Genomic DNA, 19,746 nt, shown 5'->3' on the forward strand with positions numbered 1-19,746 from the left:
CAACCGTTGCGCGCATGGACGCGCCGCCACGCATCGTGTATCTAGATTTGCAGATTGGGGAGCAGTGCATGCAGAACGCGAACGACATCACCATCCGCCTGCTGATCGTCGATGACAGCGGCGAGAACGCCGAAGCCATCGTCAGCACCCTGCGCAACAGCGGCATCGCCGTGCGCCCATGGCGCCCGCAGGACTCGGCCGAGCTGTCGCAGGTGCTGGCCAGCCAGGCGATCGACCTGGTGCTGGCTGCGCCCTCGCAGAGCATTCCGCTGCCACTGGTGGCCCAGCACATCGCCGCCAGCGGCAAGGACATCCCGCTGGTGCTGCTGGCCGAACGCATCGACGAGGACGAACTGGTACAGGCCAGCAGCAACGGAGTGCGCGCCCTCGCCCTGCGTCAGCGCGCCGAACACCTGCTGGCGGTGGTCCGCGACCAGTGGGTCGACCTGCAGGCGCGCCGCGGCCTGCGCCGGATCGAAGCGCAGATGCGCGAGACCGAGCGTCGCTGCGACGCGCTGATCGCCTCTTCGCGCGAGCCGATTGCCTATGTCCACGAAGGCATGCATATCCGCGCCAACGATGCCTACCTGGAAATGTTCGGTTACGAGGATTTCGAGGAGGTCGAAGGCATCTCGCTGCTGGACATGGTTGCCGCCCAGCACGTGGATGATTTCAAGCAGCTGCTGAAGTCACTCAGCCGCGGCGAAGCACCGCCGCCGCAGTACCAGCTGGATGCCCGCCACCAGGACGGCAGCGCCTTCCCGGCGACGATGGAATTCACCGCAGCCACCTACGAGGGCGAATCCTGCCTGCAGGTGGTGTTCCGCCGGCGCATGGAATTCGACCCGGAGCTGGCGCGCGAGGTCGAGGACCTGCGCCAGCGCGACCAGGTCACCGGCCTGCTCAACCGCCCCACCTTCATGCTGCAGGTCGAGGACGCGGTTGCCCAGGCCGGGCGCAGCGAAGGCCAGTTCGGCCTGCTGATGGTCGAGCCGGACCATTACGCGCGCCTGCTCCCGGATATCGGACTGGCCTCGGCCGACGCCCTGATCGGCGCCCTCGCCGCCCTGCTGGCCGACGTCGTTGGCGACGATGCGCAGCTGGCCCGTTTCGGCGAACACAGTTTCGCCGTACTGCAGTCCGGCCCCTATGCGCAGACCGTGGCACTGGCCGAGCGCATCCGCGAAGCCTACGCCGCACACGTCTTCAGCATCGGCGCGCGCTCGGCCACGGTGACCGTCAGCATTGGCGGGGTACAGGTGGGCGAGAAGATCGCCAGCATCGGCCAGGTGCTGGCGCGCGCCAGTGAATGCACGCAGGCCGCAGCCGCCCTCGGCAATACCTGCCGCATCTTCGACCCGGCCGCTGTTGATCGCGTGGAGGAAGAGCGCGTGCAGCGCTGGGTCGCACGTATCCGCGAAGCCCTGGCAGGCGATGGCTTCCAGTTGCATTACCAGCCGGTGCTGAACCTGCAGGGCGAGTCGCTGGAGCTGTATGAAGCCTACCTGCGGCTGGAACACAACGGAGAGCTGCTGAGCCCGACCGCCTTCCTCGGCATTGCCGAAGAACATGGCCTGCTGGCGGACATCAACCGCTGGGTCGTGTCGCAGGCAATCGCGGTGCTGGGCGCGCGTGCCCGCGAGGGTCATCCCACCCAGGTGCTGGTGAAGGTCACGCCGGAATCGTTCGATGATCCGAAGATGATCGCCACGCTGCGCCAGCAGCTGCAGGCGCACGGCGTGCCGGGCGAACGCCTGTGGCTGCATGCACCGGAATCGAAGGTGTTCACCCACCTGCGCAGTGCCCAGCAGTTCCTGGCGGAAGTGGCACCGCTCGGCTGCCGGATCGGCCTGGAGCAGTTCGGCTCGGGCCTGGACTCGTTCCAGCTGCTGGCCCACTTCCAGCCGCAGTTCCTCAAGCTTGATCGCGGCTTCACCAGCGACCTGGCCGCCACCCGCGAGAACATCGACCGGGTCAGCCAGATAACCGCACGCGCGCAGGAAGCGGGCATCCGCACCATCGCCGAGTTCGTCAGCGACGCCAACTCGATGACACTGCTGTTCAGTGCCGGCGTGGACTACGTGCAGGGCGATTTCGTCGGCCCGGCAGCGCCGGCGATGAACTTCGAGTTCGGCTGACACCTCACCGGTAGCGCCGGGCCATGCCCGGCGGATGGCCAGCAGACCGCTGCGCTCGCCGGGCATGGCCCGGCGCTACCCATGAAGAAGGCCGGCTTGCGCCGGCCTTTTCCGTTGATCAGGTCAGATCGACCAGGTTGTCGATCTTCACGTCCGGGTTGACGTCGGCTTCGTAGTCGACACCTTCGACGCCGAAACCGAACAGGCGCAGGAAATCGGCCTTGTAGCCGGCCAGGTCACTGATCTCGTACAGGTTCTCGTTGGTCACCTGCGGCCACAGCGCCAGCACCTTGCCCTGCACGTCAGCGGCCATTTCCTTGTAGTCGGCGCGCAGGCGGCCTTCCTCATCGATCAGCGCAACGGTATGGCCATCGCCATCGACCAGGTCGTGGCGCAGGCGATCGACCGCCACGCCATCGGCCTTGGCGCCGTACAGGATGTCGTACAGCACGTCGAGCTGCTCGATGCAGCCTTCGTGGGTGCCCTTTTCCTTCATCACCTTGAACAGCAGCGACAGGTACAGCGGCATGGTCGGAATGGCCGAGCTGGCCTGGGTCACCACCGCCTTCAACACCGACACGCGCGCATCGCCGCCGATCCTGGCCAGCTTCTCGCGCAGCCCCAGCACCTTGTCGTCCAGATCCTTCTTGGCAGCACCGATGGAGCCGTTCCAGTAGATCGCCTGGGTGATCTCTTCGCCCACATAGGTGAAGGCCGTGGTGGTGCAGCCGTTGGCCAGCACGCCGGCATCGGCCAGCGCGTCGATCCACATCTGCCAGTCCTCGCCGCCCATCACCGCGACGGTGCCGGCGATTTCTTCCGGGGTAGCCGGCTGCAGGTGGGTTTCGGTCAGCACTTCCTTGTCGGTATCCAGGCCGCGCAGGGTGATCGGCTCGCCGATCGGCTTCAGCGTGGAGCTGATGATCTCGCCCGTCTTGGGATGCTTGCGGCGCGGTGCAGCCAGGCTGTAGACCACCTGGTCGACCTGGCCGAGATCGGCCTTGATCATCTCGATGGTCTTGGCCTTCACCTCATCGGAGAACGCATCGCCATTGATGCTCTTGGCATACAGACCCGCTTCGTCGGCGTACTTGTGGAACGCCGCCGAGTTGTACCAGCCCGCCGTGCCCGGCTTGGTTTCACTGCCCGGGCGCTCGAAGAAGATGCCCAGGGTTGCCGCGCCACTGCCGAAGGCGGCAGTGATGCGCGCGGCCAGGCCGTAGCCGGTCGAGGCGCCGATCACCAGCACGCGCTTGGGGCCGTTCTGGATCGGCGGGCGCGCACGGATGTAGTCGATCTGCTGCTTGACGGCGGCGTCGCAGCCGGTCGGGTGGGTGGTGACGCAGATGAAGCCGCGGACGCGCGGTTTGATGACCATGAAGACCTCGGGTTGGCAGGTGCGGCGCGCGGGGCGCTCAGCAGGAATACGTGGCGCGCGCGTGCGCGCGAACCGCAGGATCGTAGTGCGCGGGGGAAGATTGCACAACCGACGGCGGCGTAGGGTGGTATTTCTTTTGCAGGGTTGCACCCTGCACCCGCAGAGGCAACGTCGACGGCAGAAGCCGGGTTCCTGTGGGTTGGCGGGGTGGGTTCGGTTGAGGGGGACGCTGCAAGTACGTCCATGTAAGCTCGGTCGCCGCATCCATGCGGCTCACGCCCCCTCAACCGGACCCACCCCGCCTTCGACAGTTTCCCGCGATCTGTTGGAACAGCATCCAGCCCTGGTAGGTGTCGACCTTGGTCGACACGGATGAGTTTCATTCGATATCCGACAGATGTGTCGACCAAGGTCGACGCCTACCAACAGCCGCAGGAATCTGTCGGGGGTGGGGCCATGTGGGTTGGCAGGACCGTTGGCGCCATGGATGGCGCCATCGAGCCCCCATGGACGGGTTTACGGCGTGTCCTGCCAACCCACATGGCCCCGCCCAGCCAGCAGAAAGCCAGCTCCGCTTTGGACGTTGACGTTGCTCTTGCCTCGGCGGGTGCAGGGCGCAGCCCTGCCAACAAAAAACCCCGCTTGCGCGGGGTTTTCTGTGTACTGCGTGCAGCAGAGGCTTACGGACGGCGCGCCAGGGCCTCGACGTCCTTGGCCTTGGGCAGCAGGTCCTGCTTGGTCACGCGCAGCGCGCCGACCGTCAGCATCGGCACCGCCACCAGGATCGAGGACAGCACCACGATCACCGCACCGATCATGTGCGTCTCGGCCAGGCCTTCCATCGAGCTGCCGCCGTACAGGTACAGGGCCAGTGCGGACAGGAAGAACATCACCGCGGTGATCACCGTACGCGACAGCGTCTGGTTGATCGAACGGTTCAGCACTTCCATCGGCTCCACGCGCAGGCTGCGGAAGTTTTCGCGGACGCGGTCGAACACCACGATGATGTCGTTGATCGCAAAGCCCATCACCGACAGCAGGCCGGCCAGCACGGTCAGGTCGAACTCACGGCCGAGCAGCGACACGTAGGCCACCGTCACGATCAGGTCGAACATCGCCACGATGCTCGCGGTGACCGCGAACTTCCATTCGAAACGCACCGCGATGTAGATCAGGAAGCCGGCCAGCATGAAGATGGTGGCGTACAGGCCATTCATCGCCAGGTCCTTGCCGATCTGCGGGCCAACGAACTCGTTGCGCAGCACGGTGGCCTGGTTGTCAGCCGAAGAGACCGCCTTGACCACGGCCGCGGCAGTCGCCTTGTCCTCGGCCGAAGCGCCGCCGGTACCCGGAGCATGCTCACCGTGCGGGGCCAGGCGGATCAGCAGGTCGGTGTTGCCACCGACGCTCTGTACCTGGGCGCCGTCGAAGCCGTTCTGCTCAAGTTTGCTGCGGACGTCCTCGACATCCACCGCGTGTTCGAAGCGGGCTTCGATCAGGGTGCCGCCGGTGAAGTCCAGAGCGTAGTTGAAGCCCTTGAAGCCGATGATGCCGATCGAGGCCAGGAACACGATGATCGTGACGACCATCGCGACATGGCGCCAGCGCATGAAGTCGATCTTGGTATCGTTCGGGAGGATGTGCAGCGGAAACAGTTTCATGTGCGTGTCGTCCCGTCAGATGGCCACGTTCTGGAGCTTCTTGCGACGGCCGTAGATCAGCGTCGCCAGTGCACGCGATACGGTGATCGCGGTGAACATGGAAGCGAAAATACCGATGATCATGGTCAGCGCGAAGCCCTTCAGCGGACCGGTACCGAATGCGAACAGCGCCACACCGACGATCAGGCCGGTCAGGTTGGCGTCGAGGATGGTGCCCGACGCACGCTCGTAACCGGTCACGATCGCGGTCTTGCCCGGCACGCCGGCACGCAGTTCTTCACGGATACGCTCGTTGATCAGCACGTTGGCGTCGACCGACAGACCGACCGACAACGCCAGACCGGCGAAGCCCGGCAAGGTCATGGTCGCGCCGAACAGCGACATCACCGCCACCACGATCAGCAGGTTGAACAGCATCGCGATCGAGGTGATCAGACCGAACATGCGGTAGTAGATGGTGAAGAACACCAGGGTGAACATGAACGCATAGACCACCGCGGTGATGCCGTTCTTGACGTTCTCCGCGCCCAGGCTCGGGCCGACCACGCGCTCTTCGACGAAGTCCATCGGCGCAGCCAGCGAGCCCGACTTCAGCAGCTTGGCCAGGTCCTCGGCTTCCTTCTTCTGCAGACCGGTGGTCTGGAAGTTCTTGCCGAACACGCCGTTGATGTTGGCCACCGAGATCACTTCCTCGTTGACCTTGAAGCCACGCACTTCCTCACCGTCGACGACGGTCACGGTCGGCACGCGCTCGGTGTAGACCACCGCCATCGGCTTGTTCACGTTCGCGCTGGTGAAGTCGAACATGCGCTGGCCACCGACGTTGTTCAGCGTCACGCTGACTGCCGGGGTGCCGCTGGTGGAGTCGGTCACCGCCTGCGCAGCCACCATCTGGTCACCGGTGACGATCACGCGCTTGTTCAGCAGCACCGGGCCGCCGTTGTCACGGCGCTGGTAGACCTTCGCTTCCGGCGGAATACGACCCGACGCGATGGCGTCCTGCGCGTTGCCTTCCACCACGGCCCGGTATTCCAGGGTGGCGGTGGCACCGATCATGCGCTTGGCTTCGGCCGTGTCCTGCACGCCCGGCAGCTGCACCACCACGCGATCAGCACCCTGGCGCTGGATGATCGGCTCGGACACGCCGAGCTGGTTCACGCGGTTGCGCAGGGTGTTGATGTTCTGCTCGATGGCGCCGTTGGCGATCTGCGTGATTTCCGCTTCCGGAATGGAGACCGTGATGCGGTTGCCACTGACGTCATAGCCGAGGGTCGGCTGCGCCTTGGCCAGCGCGGCGCGGGCACGGGTACCGGCGTCTTCGCCGGCCGACGGGCTCAGGTTGGCGACGATGGTGTTGTCGGCACGACGCTCGACCGACTGGTAGGCGATGCGCGCATCACGCAGGGTGCTGCGCACGTCCTCGGTGTAGGCGTCCAGGCGCTTGTCCAGCGCGGCTTTCTGGTCGACCTGCAGCACGAAGTGCACGCCGCCCTGCAGGTCCAGGCCCAGCACCATCGGGCGGCCGCCGAGCTTGGCCAGCCAGTCCGGCACGGTCGAGGCAAGGTTCAGGGCAACCGTGTAGTTCTCGCCCACGCTGTCACGCAGCGCATCGCTGGCGGCAGACTGCGACTTCAGGTCCGACAGGCGGACGATCAGGCTGTCCCCTTCCTTCTCTGCACCGATCGTGGTGACACCGGCCTTTTTCAGGTCGGCCAGCACACGGTCGCGCAGCGCATCGTCGATCTGCCCGCCACGGTTGGCGGTGATCTGGATGGCCGGGTCCTTCTGGTAGATGTTGGGCAGTGCGTACAGCGTGCTGAGCGCCAGTACGATCACGATGACGACGTACTTCCAGCGTGGAAATTCGAGCATTGCTTGGGTCCCGCGCGGCGCCATCCCCGGCGCCGCGGTTGTGCTTCAGAAAGGGAGTGGCTTACTTGGCCGAATCCAGGGTGCCGGTCGGCAGCACGCTGCCGACAGCGCCCTTCTGCACGCGGATGCGCACGTTCTCGGCCACTTCGACGGTGACGAAGTTGTCGCCGATATCGGTGACCTTGCCGGCGATGCCGCCGTTGGTCAGCACTTCGTCGCCGCGCTTGATCTTCTCCAGCATGGCCTTGTGCTCCTTCTGCCGCTTCATCTGCGGGCGGATCATCAGGAAGTACATGATGGCGATCAGGATGATCGGGAACAGCAGCGTGGTCAGGCCCATGCCCTGCGGTTGGCCGCCAGCGGCCTGGGCGTGGGCGGCGGGAATCAGGAAGGCAAGCAGGTTCATCGTTGGTCCTTTGGTTGGGCGGCGCTTCGGCCGTTTCACGGGCACGAGGTGTCGACCGCGGATCTGGGTCAGCCTTGAAGTATGCCACGGCCCCGGGCGTTCGTCCTTGGGCCGTTTGGCAGGGGGTGCTGCGGGTTTACAGGGGCGGCGCTACCGCCCCGCGTGCTGCGTAGAAGGACTCGCGGAAGGCCAGGAAGGTTCCCGCCTCGATGGCTACGCGGATGTCGGCCATCAGTTTTTCGTAATAGAAGAGGTTGTGCTGGGTGCCCAGCATCGGCGCCAGCATCTCGTTGCAGCGGTCCAGATGGCGCAGGTACGAGCGGGTATAGCCGCCGGCACAGGCCACGCAGCCACAGCCCGGCTCGATCGGGTCCATGTCCCGCGCGTACTGCGAATTGCGGATGCGGACGGTGCCAAACGAGGTGAAATAGTGGCCGTTGCGCGCATTGCGGGTCGGCATCACGCAATCGAACATGTCCACGCCACGGGCGACACCCTCGACCAGGTCTTCAGGGCGGCCAACGCCCATCAGGTAGCGCGGACGGTCGGCCGGCAGCTCCGGGTCCAGATGGTCGAGCATGGCGTTGCGCTCGTCTTCCGGTTCGCCCACGGCCAGGCCGCCAATGGCATAGCCGTCGAAGCCGATCCCCTGCAGGGCCTCGGCCGAACGGCTGCGCAGGTCGGTATGCACCCCGCCCTGGACAATGCCGAACAGGGCCGCATCGTTGCCCAGCTCGTCATGCGCGTTGCGGCTGCGCTGGGCCCAGCGCAGGCTCAGTTCCATCGACCGGCGGGCGACGTCCTCGGTGGCCGGGTACGGCGTGCACTCGTCGAAGATCATCACCACGTCCGAATCGAGCACCTTCTGGATCTTCATGCTCTCCTCCGGGCCCAGGAACACCCGGGCACCGTCGGTCGGCGAGGCGAAGGTCACGCCCTGCTCGGTGATCTTGCGGCGGTGGGCCAGCGAGAACACCTGGAAGCCGCCGGAGTCGGTCAGGATCGGGCCATCCCAGCGGCAGAAGCCGTGCAGGCCGCCGTGGTCGGCGATGATGTCCAGGCCCGGCCGCAGGTACAGGTGGAAGGTGTTGCCGAGAATGATCTCGGCGCCCAGCGCACGCACCTGGTCCGGCAGGATGCCCTTGACCGAGCCATAGGTCCCCACCGGCATGAAGGCCGGCGTTTCCACCGTGCCACGCGGGAAGGTCAGGCGGCCACGGCGGGCGCGGCCATCACGGGTCTGGAGCTGGAACTGCAATCGGGACATGGAGCGGTCGTTCGGGCAAATAGTCGCCCATTGTCTCCCAAAACCGCCTTTCCTGCTCCGGTAGCGCCGGGCCATGCCCGGCGGATGACCCGCAACTGCGCCCCGCCGAGCATGGCCCGGCGCTACCCACCTCGCCCTACCCCGCCTGCGGGAACAGCAGCATCGCGTCGCCGTAGCTGAAGAAGCGGTAGCGCTGCTCGATCGCGTGCTGATAAGCCTCGAACACGCGCTCCTTGCCGGCAAACGCCGAGATCATCATCAGCAGCGTGCTTTCGGGCAGATGGAAATTGGTCACCATCGCGTCGACGCTGCGGATCCGGTAGCCGGGGGTGATGAAGATCTGCGTTTCACCCGCAAACGGCAGCAACTCCCCCTCACGCATCGCACTTTCCAGCGCGCGCACCACCGTCGTGCCGACGCCGATCACCCGGCCACCGGCCGCACGCGTGCGTCGCACCTGCTGCACCAGCTCGGCACCGACGTTCAGCCACTCGCGGTGCATGACGTGGTCCTTCAGGTCGTCGGCGCGCACCGGCTGGAACGTGCCTGCGCCCACGTGCAGGGTGACGTGGCCGAAATCCACGCCCTTGTCCTTCAGTGCTGCCAGCAGCGCCTCATCGAAGTGCAGGCCGGCGGTCGGTGCCGCCACGGCGCCCACTTCGCGCGCGAACACGGTCTGGTAGCGCTCGCGGTCATCCACGCCGGGCTCGCGCTGGATGTAGGGCGGCAACGGCAGCCGGCCGGCGTGCAGCAGCCACTGCTCCAGCGATTCCGGCACATGGAACTGCAGCACGTAGAACTCGCCATCGCGGCCCAGCACTTCGGCTTCGCCACCGGCATCCAGGGCGATGCGGCTGCCGGCCTTCGGCGACTTGCTGGCACCGACCTGGGCCCGCGCCTGCTGGCCGCCGAGCAGGCGCTCGATCAGGATCTCCACGCGGCCACCGCTGGCCTTCTGCCCGAACAGGCGCGCCGGAATCACCCGGGTGTCGTTGAACACCAGCAGGTCGCCCGGTTGCAGCAGCGATGGCAGGTCGCGCACCTGCAGGTCGGTGAAGGCAGCCGGCGCCGGCGGCACCAGCAGCAGGCGGCTCGCCGAGCGTTCGGCCAAGGGGGCCTGGGCAATCAGTTCGGCCGGCAGTTCGTAATGGAAATCGGACTTCTTCAAGGCAGTGGACGGCAACAGGTCGACAATGGCGCGCATTGTACGTCCAGCGTCTGCGAGCCGGCACGAGCGAGGCCGAACGTCGCGCAAAATGCTGCTATGCAGCAGTCTTTTGCGGGGTTATCGCGCAAAAAAACAAGTGCTAGCATCGACGAGGAAGTCCGCTGCACGAGCCCGCCCCAAGCGCGCGTGAAGACGCGCGTTTTGCTTTTGAAGGCCCGTGCGACCCAACGTTTCAGGAGATCTGCAATGAGCTTCATCGAACGCCTCGCCCCCCTCCGCGCCCAGCCCGGCACCCGCCTCACCAACGGCCTGGATGACGCAACCCTGACCGCCCTCGCCGCCAACCATCCGCAGCTGGTCGCCGCGGTCGATGCCGCTGCTGCCGAATTCGCGCGCGTGCAGGCTGAGCTGGGGCCGCTGCTGGCACAGGATGAGCAGGCGCAGATCGATGCCATGCAGGACGGCTTCGTCAATTTCTACGCCGATGATGCGGTGACCCCGTACGTGGCGCTGGCCGCGCGTGGTCCGTGGGTGGTCACCCTGAAAGGCGCGGTGCTGTACGACGCCGGCGGCTACGGCATGCTGGGCTTCGGCCACACCCCGGACGCCGTCATGGAAGCGATGTCACGGCCGCAGGTGATGGCCAACATCATGACCCCCAGCCTGTCCCAGCAGCGCTTCATCACCGCGCTGCGGGCCGAGATCGGCCACCGTCGTGGCGGCTGCCCGTTCACGCGCTTCATGTGCCTGAATTCCGGCTCTGAAGCGGTTGGCCTGGCCGCGCGCATCGCCGACGTCAACGCCAAGCTGCAGACCGACCCGGGTGCCCGCCATGCCGGTGCGGCAATCAAGCGCGTAGTCATCAAGGGCAGCTTCCACGGTCGCACCGACCGACCGGCGCTGTATTCCGATTCCAGCCGCAAGACCTACATGCAGCACCTGGCCAGCTACCGTGGCGAAGAGTCGGTGATCACCGTCGCCCCGTACGACGAGGCCGGCCTGCGCAAGGTGTTCGAGGATGCCGCGCACAACAACTGGTTCATCGAAGCGGTGTTCCTGGAGCCGGTGATGGGCGAAGGTGACCCGGGCCGCTCCGTGCCGCCGGCGTTCTATGCGCTGGCCCGCGAACTGACCCGCGCCCATGGCAGCCTGCTGCTGCTGGACTCGATCCAGGCCGGCCTGCGCGCCCACGGCGTGCTGTCGGTGGTCGACTATCCCGGCTTTGAAGGCCTGGACGCGCCGGACATGGAAACCTACTCCAAGGCACTGAACGCCGCGCAGTATCCGCTGTCGGTGCTGGCCGTGACCGAGCACGCCGCGCAGCTGTACCGCAAGGGCATCTACGGCAACACCATGACCAGCAACCCGCGTGCGCTGGACGTGGCCTGCGCCACCCTGGCCCAGTTGACCCCGCAGGTCCGCGCCAACATCGCCGAGCGCGGTGCCGAGGCCGTGCGCAAGCTGGAGCAACTGAAGAACGAACTGGGCGGCCTGATCACCAAGGTGCAGGGCACCGGCCTGCTGTTCTCCTGCGAACTGGCCCCGCAGTTCAAGTGCTATGGCGCCAATTCCACCGAGGAATGGCTGCGCCAGCACGGCATCAACGTGATCCATGGTGGCGAGAACTCGCTGCGCTTCACCCCGCACTTCGGCATGGACAGCAGCGAGCTGGACCTCCTGGTAGGCATGGTGGGCCGTGCGCTGCGTGAAGGGCCGCGCCGCGAACAGGCGGCCGCTGCGTAAAGACCCTCGTAGAGCCGGGCGCTGCCCGGCTGAAGGGCTGGCCCTGATCTGAACGAAATATCGCCGGGCAAAGCCCGGCGCTACAGAGAACAACGGCAAAGCCTCATAATTGCCCGGACACCCCGCCCTGCGACCGGCTTCACTGGTTGACCGCGGGGCGTTTTCGTTTCCGGCCAAGACAGGAAGATCCATGAAGTCGATCTGTGTGTACTGCGGTTCCAACGCTGGCAGCAAGCCGGTCTACACCGAACGCGCCATCGCGCTGGGCGATCGCATCGCCCGCGACGGCATGCGCCTGGTGTACGGCGGCGGCAATGTCGGCCTGATGGGTACCGTGGCCAATGCCGTGCTCGCCGCCGGCGGTGAGGTCACCGGCGTGATTCCGCGCCAGCTGGCCGACTGGGAAGTGGCCCATCGCGGCCTGACCGAACTGGAGATCGTCGGTTCGATGCATGAGCGCAAGTCGCGCATGTTCGATCTGTCCGATGGCTTCGTCGCCCTGCCCGGCGGCTTCGGCACCATGGAAGAGATCTTCGAGATGCTGACCTGGCGCCAGCTCGGCATCGGCAACAAGCCCTGCGCGTTCCTTGATGTGGACGGCTTCTATGCGCCGCTGATCGGCATGATCGATCGCATGGTGGAAGAGCGCTTCCTGCACCCCGAGCAGCGCCAGGACCTGTGGTACGGCTCGGACATCGAGGAGATGCTGGCCTGGATGAAGAACTATCAACCGGCCCAGGCCTCGAAGTGGATCGACGAGAAGCGCCGCGCGGCGCTGCGTTGAAGACTACGTGCGCGGTGGCTCAGGCTGCCGCGCGCGTCCACGGTGCCGGCCGGCCCAGCAGGTAGCCCTGGCCGTAGTCGCAGCCGAGCTCGAACAGCGTGTCACGCTGCGCCTCGGTCTCGATGCCTTCGCCGATCGTCTCGATGCCCAGCGTGCGTGCCAGTGACAGCACGCCTTCGACCAGCGCGCGCGTGCTCTGTGCCTCCGGGCCGTGCAGGCCGGCAATGAAGCTCTGGTCGATCTTCAACGTGCTGATCGGGAAACGGTGCAGGTAGGACAGCGCCGAGAAACCCGTGCCGAAATCATCCAGCTGCACCTGGATGCCGCGTTCACGCAGGCCCTTCAGGATGCGCAGCGTGTGTGGACCGTCATCGAGCAGCGCCACCTCGGTGATCTCCAGGCGCAGCCGCCGCGGGTCCGCGTTGCTCGCCTCCAGAAGGCCATACAGGCGCCCGCTGAACTCGGCGGAGCGGAAATGCCGCGGCGACACGTTGACCGACACATAGCCACGCCCACCATCGGCAAGGCCGGCGATGACCTGCTCGTAGATCAACCAGTCGACCTGTTCGATCAGGCCGCTTTCCTCGCCCAGTTCCAGGAACGCGCCTGGCAGCAGCAGTCCACGGCGCTCGTGCTTCCAGCGCAGCAGGGCCTCGTGGCCGACCACCTCGCCGTCGGAGAGGCGCACGATCGGCTGGTAGAACGGCACGAAATCACGGTTGTTGATCGCCCGCCGCAGGTCGGCCTCGAGATCCAGGCTGCGCAGCGCCTGCTCGCGCATTTCCTCATCGAAGATCGAGCAGCGGTCGTGGCCCTGGGCCTTGGCCCGGTACATCGCCGCATCGGCGTCGCGCAGCAGTTCCTCGCCGGTGCGATAGCGCGGGTTCCACAAGGCGATGCCCAGGCTGCCGGAGGGGAACAGCTCGCGACCGGCGATCCACATCGATTCCTGCAGCGCCAGCAACAGCCGCTGGCCGAAATCCAGTGCCTGCGCCAGGCCCTCCGGACAGTGCAGCAGCACGGCGAACTCATCACCGCCCAGGCGCGCCACCACATCATTGTCGCCGGCCATGGACACGATGCGCTTGGCTACTTCCACCAGCATGCGATCGCCGGCGGCGTGACCGATGCTGTCGTTGACCAGCTTGAAGCGGTCAAGGTCCAGGAACAGCACCGCGAACACCGGGCCACCTTCGCGCCGGGCCAGCGCCAGCGCATCCTGCAGCCTGTCCAGCAGGTGCAGGCGATTGGGCAGTCCGGTCAGCGCGTCGTGCATCGCCTGGTGGGTCAGTCGCTGCTCGGCGCGCAGGCGCTCGCCGATCTGGCCCAGCAGTTTTTCGTTCACCTCGCCCAGCTCGCGGGTGCGCTCCTCCACCCGCTTTTCCAGCTCGGCATGCGCCGAGCGCAGTCGTTGCTGGTCGCGCTGGCGCGCAAGACCGGTGCCGATGTTCTGCGCAACGAAGATCAGCAGGCGCTGGTCATGCACGCTGAAGGCGATCTGCTCGGTGTAACTCTGCACCACGATCGCACCGACCACTTCGTCGTCGCGCAGCAACGGCACGCCGAGCCAGCACTGCGAACGTGCGCCGGATTCGCGCACCTCGCCGGTTTCCAGCAGCGCATCGATCTGCGCACGCGAGGCCAGCAGGGGCCGACGATGGCGGACTACGTACTCGGTCAGGCCACGACTGAACGCGCGCGGTGCACGACTCGCGTTGTGCTCGTCGACCGAATAGACGAAATCCAGCCCATCGCCCTCGGCATTGACCAGCGCGATATAGAAATTGCGCGCATCCAGCAAGCGCCCGACCACGCCGTGCACCTGCCCGTAGAACTGCGCCAGGCTGTCGGCCGACATCGCCATTTCGGCGATGTTGTACAGCGCGGTCTGCAACTGCTCGGCGCGGCGGCGCTCGGCCACTTCATCCTGCAGGCTGAGATTGGCGCGCTGCAGCTCCTGCGTGCGCCGTTCCACCTGCTGCTCCAGCCGCACCTGCGCCTGGCGGCGGTCCATGGCGGTCTGCACGTGCTGGGCGACAAAACCCAGCAGGGCCCGTTCGGCCTCGCCGTAGCGGTCGGCATGCTCGTAGCTCTGCACCACGATCGCACCGCACACCCGGCCATCGCGCAGCATCGGCACGCCCAGCCAGTCCAGGCTCTCCGGGCCGCGCTGCGGGTCGTGCTCCTGGTCTACCCGCGCCAGCAGTTCGCGCGAAGGCCCGCTCAACGGCCGGCCATGCCGCAGCAGCGCCACTGTCAGGCTGCGCGGCATCTGGTCGATGTCGTAGCCCTGGGCAGGATCGGCGACGAAATCATCGACCTGGTCGGCGAAGTACAGGAAGCGGATCTGCCGGCGGGCATCGTCATACTCGACGATGTAGCAGTTCTGCGCGTACATCAGCGTGCCCAGCACGCCATGCACGTGGCGCAGCATCTCGCTCATTTCCAGGTCGGCACCGGCCAGGTCGGCAATCTGGAACAGGGCCTGCTGCAACCGCTCAGCTTCTTCCAGCGCCTTGATCTGCCCCGCCTGGCGGCCCCGCTGCAGGGCCAGCTCCATGGCCTGCCGGGCCAGCCCCCACCAGGCCGGGGAAGGCGTCGCGCCGCGTACCGACAGCAGCAGCCGGGCGCCGTCGTATTCCCAGCCGTGGCGGCCTTCGGCGTGGTCGGCCAGCGGCTGCCAGATGTCCTCCTCGCCGCCGCCGATCGGCCAACCGCCCTGCCCGCTGCCGAGCTGCGGATCGTCCCAGCCGACGCGCACGATCGCCGTTTCCGGCAGCAGCGCATGCAGCGCGCGCACCAGCGCTGCGCTCAGCACAGGCTCGTTGTTTGACGCTTCCAGCGCGCGGTCGGCTTCGGTGGACAAATGACGTTCTCTTGGCGCCGCCTGAGCGCCGCCTCCCCTGAATTACCGAGCATAACGCGCCACCCGGGGGGCAATGGAAGCCCGGCAACCCCGAAACGTGCCCTCGGGCGTTTTTCCTTTCGATCCCCTCCCGGTTCCTGCCGTGACTGTCGCCCTGTCCCACCCCATCGCTGGCTATGCGCCACCGCCTGCAGGGCTTACCCTGTACGGCGTGGATGCCAGCGCCCTGCCAACCGATGAAGCCTTGATGCTGGCCTGGGCCGCCGGTGAAGTGCACGCGTTCGAAAGCCTGTATGCCCGTCATCGCAAGCGACTGTTCGGCTTCCTGCTGCGGCAGCTGCGCGACACCGCGCTGGCCGAGGAGATGTTCCAGGACGTCTGGCAGCGGGTGATCAGCGCGCGTGCAGGCTGGCAGGCCGATGCCGCCTTCAGCACCTGGCTGTTCCGCATCGCCCACAACCGCCTGAATGACCACTGGCGCGCCGCCCGCCATCGCCCCCCTGCACCGGCCGATGCCGATCTGCGCCTGGCCGCGCTGGAAGATGGGCAGACACCGGAAGCGGAACTGTCCGAATTCGAGCAACGTCGCCGCATCCAGCTGGCGATGGAAGAACTGCCCGCAGAACAGCGCGAAGTGCTGCAGCTGCGGCTGGAACAGGAACTGAGCCTGGAGGAGATCGGCCAGATCACCGGCGTTGGCCGGGAAACCGTGAAATCGCGGCTGCGCTATGCGATGGACAAGCTGCGTGCGGGACTGAACGCATGAACCGAGACGATGCACTGACGCCGGAAGAACGCGAACTGGCACGCCTGCTTGGGCGCCGCACCGAACAGGGCCCTCCGCCGGCACTGGATGCGGCGATCCTCGCCGCTGCGCGTGCGGCCGTGGAGACGCCAGCACTCGAGGCGGCCCCAGCGCCGGTGGCACCGCGCACGCTGCGCCCGCGCCGCCGCTGGCCGGCCGTATTCGGCGTGGCCGCATCGGCGGTGTTCGCCGTTGGCATCGCCTGGCAGATGCGTCCAGAGCCGCCCTCGGCCCCTGCCGAGGCAGTTGCCACCGCGCCGGCTGCACAGGAAATGGCGGCCGATGCGAGCGCCGAAGGCACGGCCTACGACAGCGCGGCCGCCGATGTCGCGACCACCGAAGCCGCACCGGTACCTGCACCGGTCGCAGCACCGGCACCTGCGGCGGCCAAGGCAGCACCGGCACCGGCACCGACCATCGCGGAGGTGGTGAAACCCGCGCCTGCCGCACCCCGGCAGGCACCTGCTCCGATGATGGCGCCGGCACCGCCACCTGCGCCTGCAGCCGACACAGCGTTTGCGCCGCCTCCGATGCCGGCGGCGGCGCCCCCCGCAGCCGAAGCCTATTCGGCGCCTGCGCCTGCGGCTCCTGCCGCGACGATGAGGGCCCGCAAGGCCACTGCGGCGACGGCCGAATCCATGCCCTCCGCACAGGCCACGGCCGAAGACCGCGTCGCGCTCACCGCGGCCAAGCAGGACGCGGCCGGCAGAACCGCGCCTGGCGTCATGCGCCGCGCAAGCGACGCGAACCTCAGCGCGGACGCGGTACAGGCCGAAGTGCAGGCCGATGCCGGGCTGCCACGCCGGCAATGGCTGCAGAAGATCCGCGAGCGCCGCGACGCCGGCCAGCGCGACCTGGCCCGGGCGAGCCTGGAGCGTTATCTGCAGACCTATCCAGAGGCACGCCTGCCAAAGGATGTGCGGCCGTTGCTGGACGACTGAAGCACGTCGGCGGCAAGCCCGTAGAATGGAGGGAATGCCCGATACCCTCGCCCAACCGGTCAACCACACCCTGGACGTCAAGCACAGCCGCTTCATCGCGCATGCCGCGCCGATCGAGAGCGCGTCTGCGGCGATGGCATTTCTACAGGAGGTGTCGGTAGCCGATGCGACCCACAACTGCTGGGCCTACCGGCACGGCCAGGACTATCGCTCCAGCGACGACGGCGAGCCCGCCGGCACCGCTGGCCGCCCGATCCTGGCCGCCATCGATGGCCAGGGATTCGACCGGGTGATGGTGGTGGTCACCCGCTGGTTCGGCGGCATCAAGCTGGGCGCCGGTGGGCTGGTCCGGGCTTACGGCGGCGCCGCTGCCGAATGCCTGCGCACCGCGCCGCGCCTGCCACTGGTGGCGATGGCGCGGCTGCAGCTGGTGGCTGGATTCGAGGACCTGGGCCCGCTGCATGCGGCCCTGCCGGCCCACGCGGCCGAAAAGCGCGATGAACAGTTCGATGCCAATGGCGTGAGATTGCGGGTGGAATTGCCCGCAGACCAGGTCGACGCATTGAAAATCCGCCTGCGCGACGCCACCCGTGATCGTATCCGTATCCAAGATGACCCCCTCGATGACTGACAAGGACGCACCGGCGACCGACCCAGCCTCCCCGCCGCTGCGCCGCCTCGGCAGCCTGCGCACACTGTGGCCGTTCGTGCGCCGGCACAGTGGATTGTTCAGCGCCTGGCTGCTGGCCCTGGCCGTTTCTTCGGCAGCGACCCTGAGCCTGCCGCCGGCGGTGAAGCAGATGATCGACCACGGCTTCAGCAGCGGGGGCCAGATCAACCGTGCCTTTGCATTGCTGATGCTGGTCGCTGTGGTGCTGGCGTTGGCGACGGCGGCGCGCTTCTACTTTGTTTCGCTGCTCGGCGAGAAGGTCGTGGCGGATCTGCGCAGCCGGCTGTACGCGCACCTGATCCAGCTCGGCGCCGGCTTCCACGACCGCAGCCGCAGCGGCGAGCTGGTTTCGCGCCTGACCGCCGACAGCGAACTGCTGCGCAGCGTGGTCGGCTCGACCATGTCCGTGGCGCTGCGCAGCAGTGTCACCGTGGTCGGCAGCCTGGCGATGCTGTTCGTCACCAGTCCGCGGCTGGCCGCCTGGTCGCTGCTCGGCATCCCGCTGGCAGTGCTGCCGATCATCATCGGCGCGCGCAAGCTGCGTACCATCGCGCGCAGCAGCCAGGACCGCATCGCCGATGCCAACAGCCTGGCCAGCGAAACGCTGGGCGCGGTGCGCACCGTGCAAGCGCATGCGCGCGAGCCCTATGAACGCGGCCGTTTCGACCATGCGCTGGGCGATGCGATCCGTGCCGCGCGCCGGCGCATCGGCGCGCAGTCGCTGGTGACCGCCAGCGCCATCCTGCTGGTGTTCGGTGCGATTGTCGGGGTGTTGTGGCTGGGCGCGCACGACGTCATCGACGGGCGGCTCAGCGCCGGTACGTTGGGCCAGTTCGTGCTGTACGCACTGATCGGTGGTGGTTCGGTCGGTGCGCTGGCCGAAGTGTGGAACGAACTGCAGCGCGCATCCGGCGGCATGGGCCGCATCGGCGAGCTGCTGCAGGAAGACATCGAGATCCGTGCGCCGGCCAAGCCGCGTGCGCTGCCACAGCCGCTGCGTGGCGAGATCCATTTCGACGACGTGGTGTTCAACTACCCACAGCGACCGGACCAGGCCGCGCTGGACCATTTCAACCTGCACGTGCGGCCGGGTGAAACCGTCGCCCTGGTCGGCCCATCAGGCGCCGGCAAGAGCACGGTGCTGTCGATGCTGCTGCGCTTCCATGATCCGGCAAGCGGCCGCATCTGCGTGGACGGCATCGACGTGCGCGAGGTCGATCCGGCCGAGCTTCGCGCGCAGCTGGCGCTGGTGCCGCAGCAGCCGACATTGTTCGCCTCCAGCGCGCGCGACAACATTCGCTATGGTCGGCTGGAGGCCAGTGACGCCGAGGTGGAGGACGCAGCCCGTGCCGCCGAGGCCGACGCCTTCCTGCGTGCGCTGCCAGAGGGCTACGACAGCGAACTGGGCGAGCGCGGTGCCCGCCTGTCCGGTGGCCAGCAGCAGCGCGTGGCGATCGCCCGTGCCTTGCTGAAGGACGCACCGATCCTGCTGCTCGACGAAGCCACCAGCGCGCTGGATGCACAGAGCGAACATGGCGTGCAGCAGGCGCTGGAACGCTTGATGGCGGGGCGCACCACGGTGGTCATCGCCCATCGACTGGCGACCGTGCTGAAGGCCGACCGCATCGTGGTGATGGACCATGGTCGTATCGTGGCCGAAGGCACGCATACGCAGCTGCTGGCTGAAGGCGGCCTGTATGCGGAGCTTGCACGCCTGCAGTTCATCGATTGATGACGGCCGGCTAACACCGGCCGGATCACTCTGGTGGCGTAGCGAAGAACCACTGAAGGAGGCCAGGCATGTCGTTCCGTCAGTTCCCTGCTGTCGACAGCAATGGCGAAAGCCACATCATCATCGAGTTCAAGCCCGAGGCCAGCGGCAGTGGGCATGGCTCCGAAGCGACGCCGCGTTATGAGCTTGATGACGGGCGCCAGCTGGTACGCAACGGCCGCGAGTTCACCACCAGCGGCGGCGAGGTCAGGTTGTCGATCTAGCTAGCGACCCACCGCAGAGCCCGGCATGCCCCGGCTCTACTGCTGTTCCGGA

General features: G+C 67.0%; 15 protein-coding genes. 8 read left to right on the plus strand and 7 right to left on the minus strand.

Translation table 11 applies throughout. From position 1 onward, the window contains the following. Positions 1-68: 68 nt before the first annotated feature. Positions 69-2,138 (plus strand): EAL domain-containing response regulator, encoded by a 2,070-nt coding sequence (locus AC3WTC_RS01985; RefSeq protein ID WP_032977927.1) that lies wholly within the window; start codon positions 69-71, stop codon positions 2,136-2,138. A 118-nt stretch (positions 2,139-2,256) separates the two neighbouring features. Here the strand turns inward: AC3WTC_RS01985 and fabV are convergent, their stop codons facing one another. The 6 genes from fabV to queA all read right to left on the minus strand — a co-directional run bounded on the left by fabV (position 2,257) and on the right by queA (position 9,926). Beyond that, positions 2,257-3,516 (minus strand): enoyl-ACP reductase FabV, encoded by a 1,260-nt coding sequence (gene fabV / locus AC3WTC_RS01990; protein WP_025875119.1) that lies wholly within the window; start codon positions 3,514-3,516, stop codon positions 2,257-2,259. A 680-nt stretch (positions 3,517-4,196) separates the two neighbouring features. After that, a complete protein-coding gene (gene secF, locus AC3WTC_RS01995; RefSeq protein ID WP_025875120.1) occupies positions 4,197-5,177 on the minus strand; it encodes a protein translocase subunit SecF in 981 nt (326 codons plus the stop codon). A gap of 15 nt (positions 5,178-5,192) precedes the next feature. After that, the gene (secD, locus tag AC3WTC_RS02000; protein WP_033830879.1) at positions 5,193-7,049 is read right to left on the minus strand and encodes a protein translocase subunit SecD; all 1,857 of its coding nucleotides are present in this window, start codon (positions 7,047-7,049) and stop codon (positions 5,193-5,195) included. 61 nt (positions 7,050-7,110) lie between these two features. Beyond that, the gene (gene yajC, locus AC3WTC_RS02005) at positions 7,111-7,455 is read right to left on the minus strand and encodes a preprotein translocase subunit YajC (RefSeq protein ID WP_025875124.1); all 345 of its coding nucleotides are present in this window, start codon (positions 7,453-7,455) and stop codon (positions 7,111-7,113) included. Between the two features lie 136 nt (positions 7,456-7,591). Continuing rightward, a complete protein-coding gene (tgt, locus tag AC3WTC_RS02010; RefSeq protein WP_134832389.1) occupies positions 7,592-8,722 on the minus strand; it encodes a tRNA guanosine(34) transglycosylase Tgt in 1,131 nt (376 codons plus the stop codon). Between the two features lie 136 nt (positions 8,723-8,858). After that, the gene (gene queA / locus AC3WTC_RS02015) at positions 8,859-9,926 is read right to left on the minus strand and encodes a tRNA preQ1(34) S-adenosylmethionine ribosyltransferase-isomerase QueA (RefSeq protein ID WP_093819902.1); all 1,068 of its coding nucleotides are present in this window, start codon (positions 9,924-9,926) and stop codon (positions 8,859-8,861) included. Between the two features lie 210 nt (positions 9,927-10,136). Here queA and AC3WTC_RS02020 point away from each other — a divergent pair, with 210 nt between their 5' ends. Together AC3WTC_RS02020 and AC3WTC_RS02025 are read left to right on the plus strand one after the other, a co-directional pair. Continuing rightward, a complete protein-coding gene (locus AC3WTC_RS02020) occupies positions 10,137-11,633 on the plus strand; it encodes an aminotransferase class III-fold pyridoxal phosphate-dependent enzyme (RefSeq protein ID WP_059063854.1) in 1,497 nt (498 codons plus the stop codon). 190 nt (positions 11,634-11,823) lie between these two features. After that, positions 11,824-12,417 carry an LOG family protein gene (locus AC3WTC_RS02025; RefSeq protein WP_025875132.1) on the plus strand — a complete coding sequence of 198 codons (594 nt, stop codon included), beginning with the start codon at positions 11,824-11,826 and terminating at the stop codon, positions 12,415-12,417. Between the two features lie 19 nt (positions 12,418-12,436). Here AC3WTC_RS02025 and AC3WTC_RS02030 read toward each other — a convergent pair whose 3' ends face one another. Then, positions 12,437-15,283: a bifunctional diguanylate cyclase/phosphodiesterase gene (locus AC3WTC_RS02030; protein ID WP_032977624.1), complete on the minus strand. Its 2,847-nt coding sequence runs from the start codon at positions 15,281-15,283 to the stop codon at positions 12,437-12,439. Positions 15,284-15,530: 247 nt separating this feature from the next. Between AC3WTC_RS02030 and AC3WTC_RS02035 the strand changes: the two genes are divergently transcribed. From AC3WTC_RS02035 to AC3WTC_RS02055, 5 genes are all read left to right on the plus strand, one after another. Then, positions 15,531-16,049 carry an RNA polymerase sigma factor gene (locus AC3WTC_RS02035; RefSeq protein ID WP_229291374.1) on the plus strand — a complete coding sequence of 173 codons (519 nt, stop codon included), beginning with the start codon at positions 15,531-15,533 and terminating at the stop codon, positions 16,047-16,049. Further along, the gene (locus AC3WTC_RS02040; RefSeq protein ID WP_492710331.1) at positions 16,046-17,029 is read left to right on the plus strand and encodes a hypothetical protein; all 984 of its coding nucleotides are present in this window, start codon (positions 16,046-16,048) and stop codon (positions 17,027-17,029) included. Before AC3WTC_RS02035 ends, AC3WTC_RS02040 begins: the two co-directional genes overlap by 4 nt. A gap of 34 nt (positions 17,030-17,063) precedes the next feature. Further along, positions 17,064-17,660 carry an IMPACT family protein gene (locus tag AC3WTC_RS02045; protein WP_140227129.1) on the plus strand — a complete coding sequence of 199 codons (597 nt, stop codon included), beginning with the start codon at positions 17,064-17,066 and terminating at the stop codon, positions 17,658-17,660. After that, positions 17,653-19,431, plus strand: a complete 1,779-nt coding sequence (locus tag AC3WTC_RS02050) for an ABC transporter transmembrane domain-containing protein (RefSeq protein WP_313446874.1) — start codon at positions 17,653-17,655, stop codon at positions 19,429-19,431. The genes AC3WTC_RS02045 and AC3WTC_RS02050 overlap by 8 nt, the downstream gene beginning before the upstream one ends. Before the next feature lie 68 nt (positions 19,432-19,499). Further along, positions 19,500-19,694 carry a hypothetical protein gene (locus AC3WTC_RS02055; protein WP_025875144.1) on the plus strand — a complete coding sequence of 65 codons (195 nt, stop codon included), beginning with the start codon at positions 19,500-19,502 and terminating at the stop codon, positions 19,692-19,694. The last annotated feature ends 52 nt before the right edge of the window (positions 19,695-19,746 follow it).

It is taken from the genome of Stenotrophomonas sp. FW305-C-20-S1 (genome assembly GCF_058783335.1).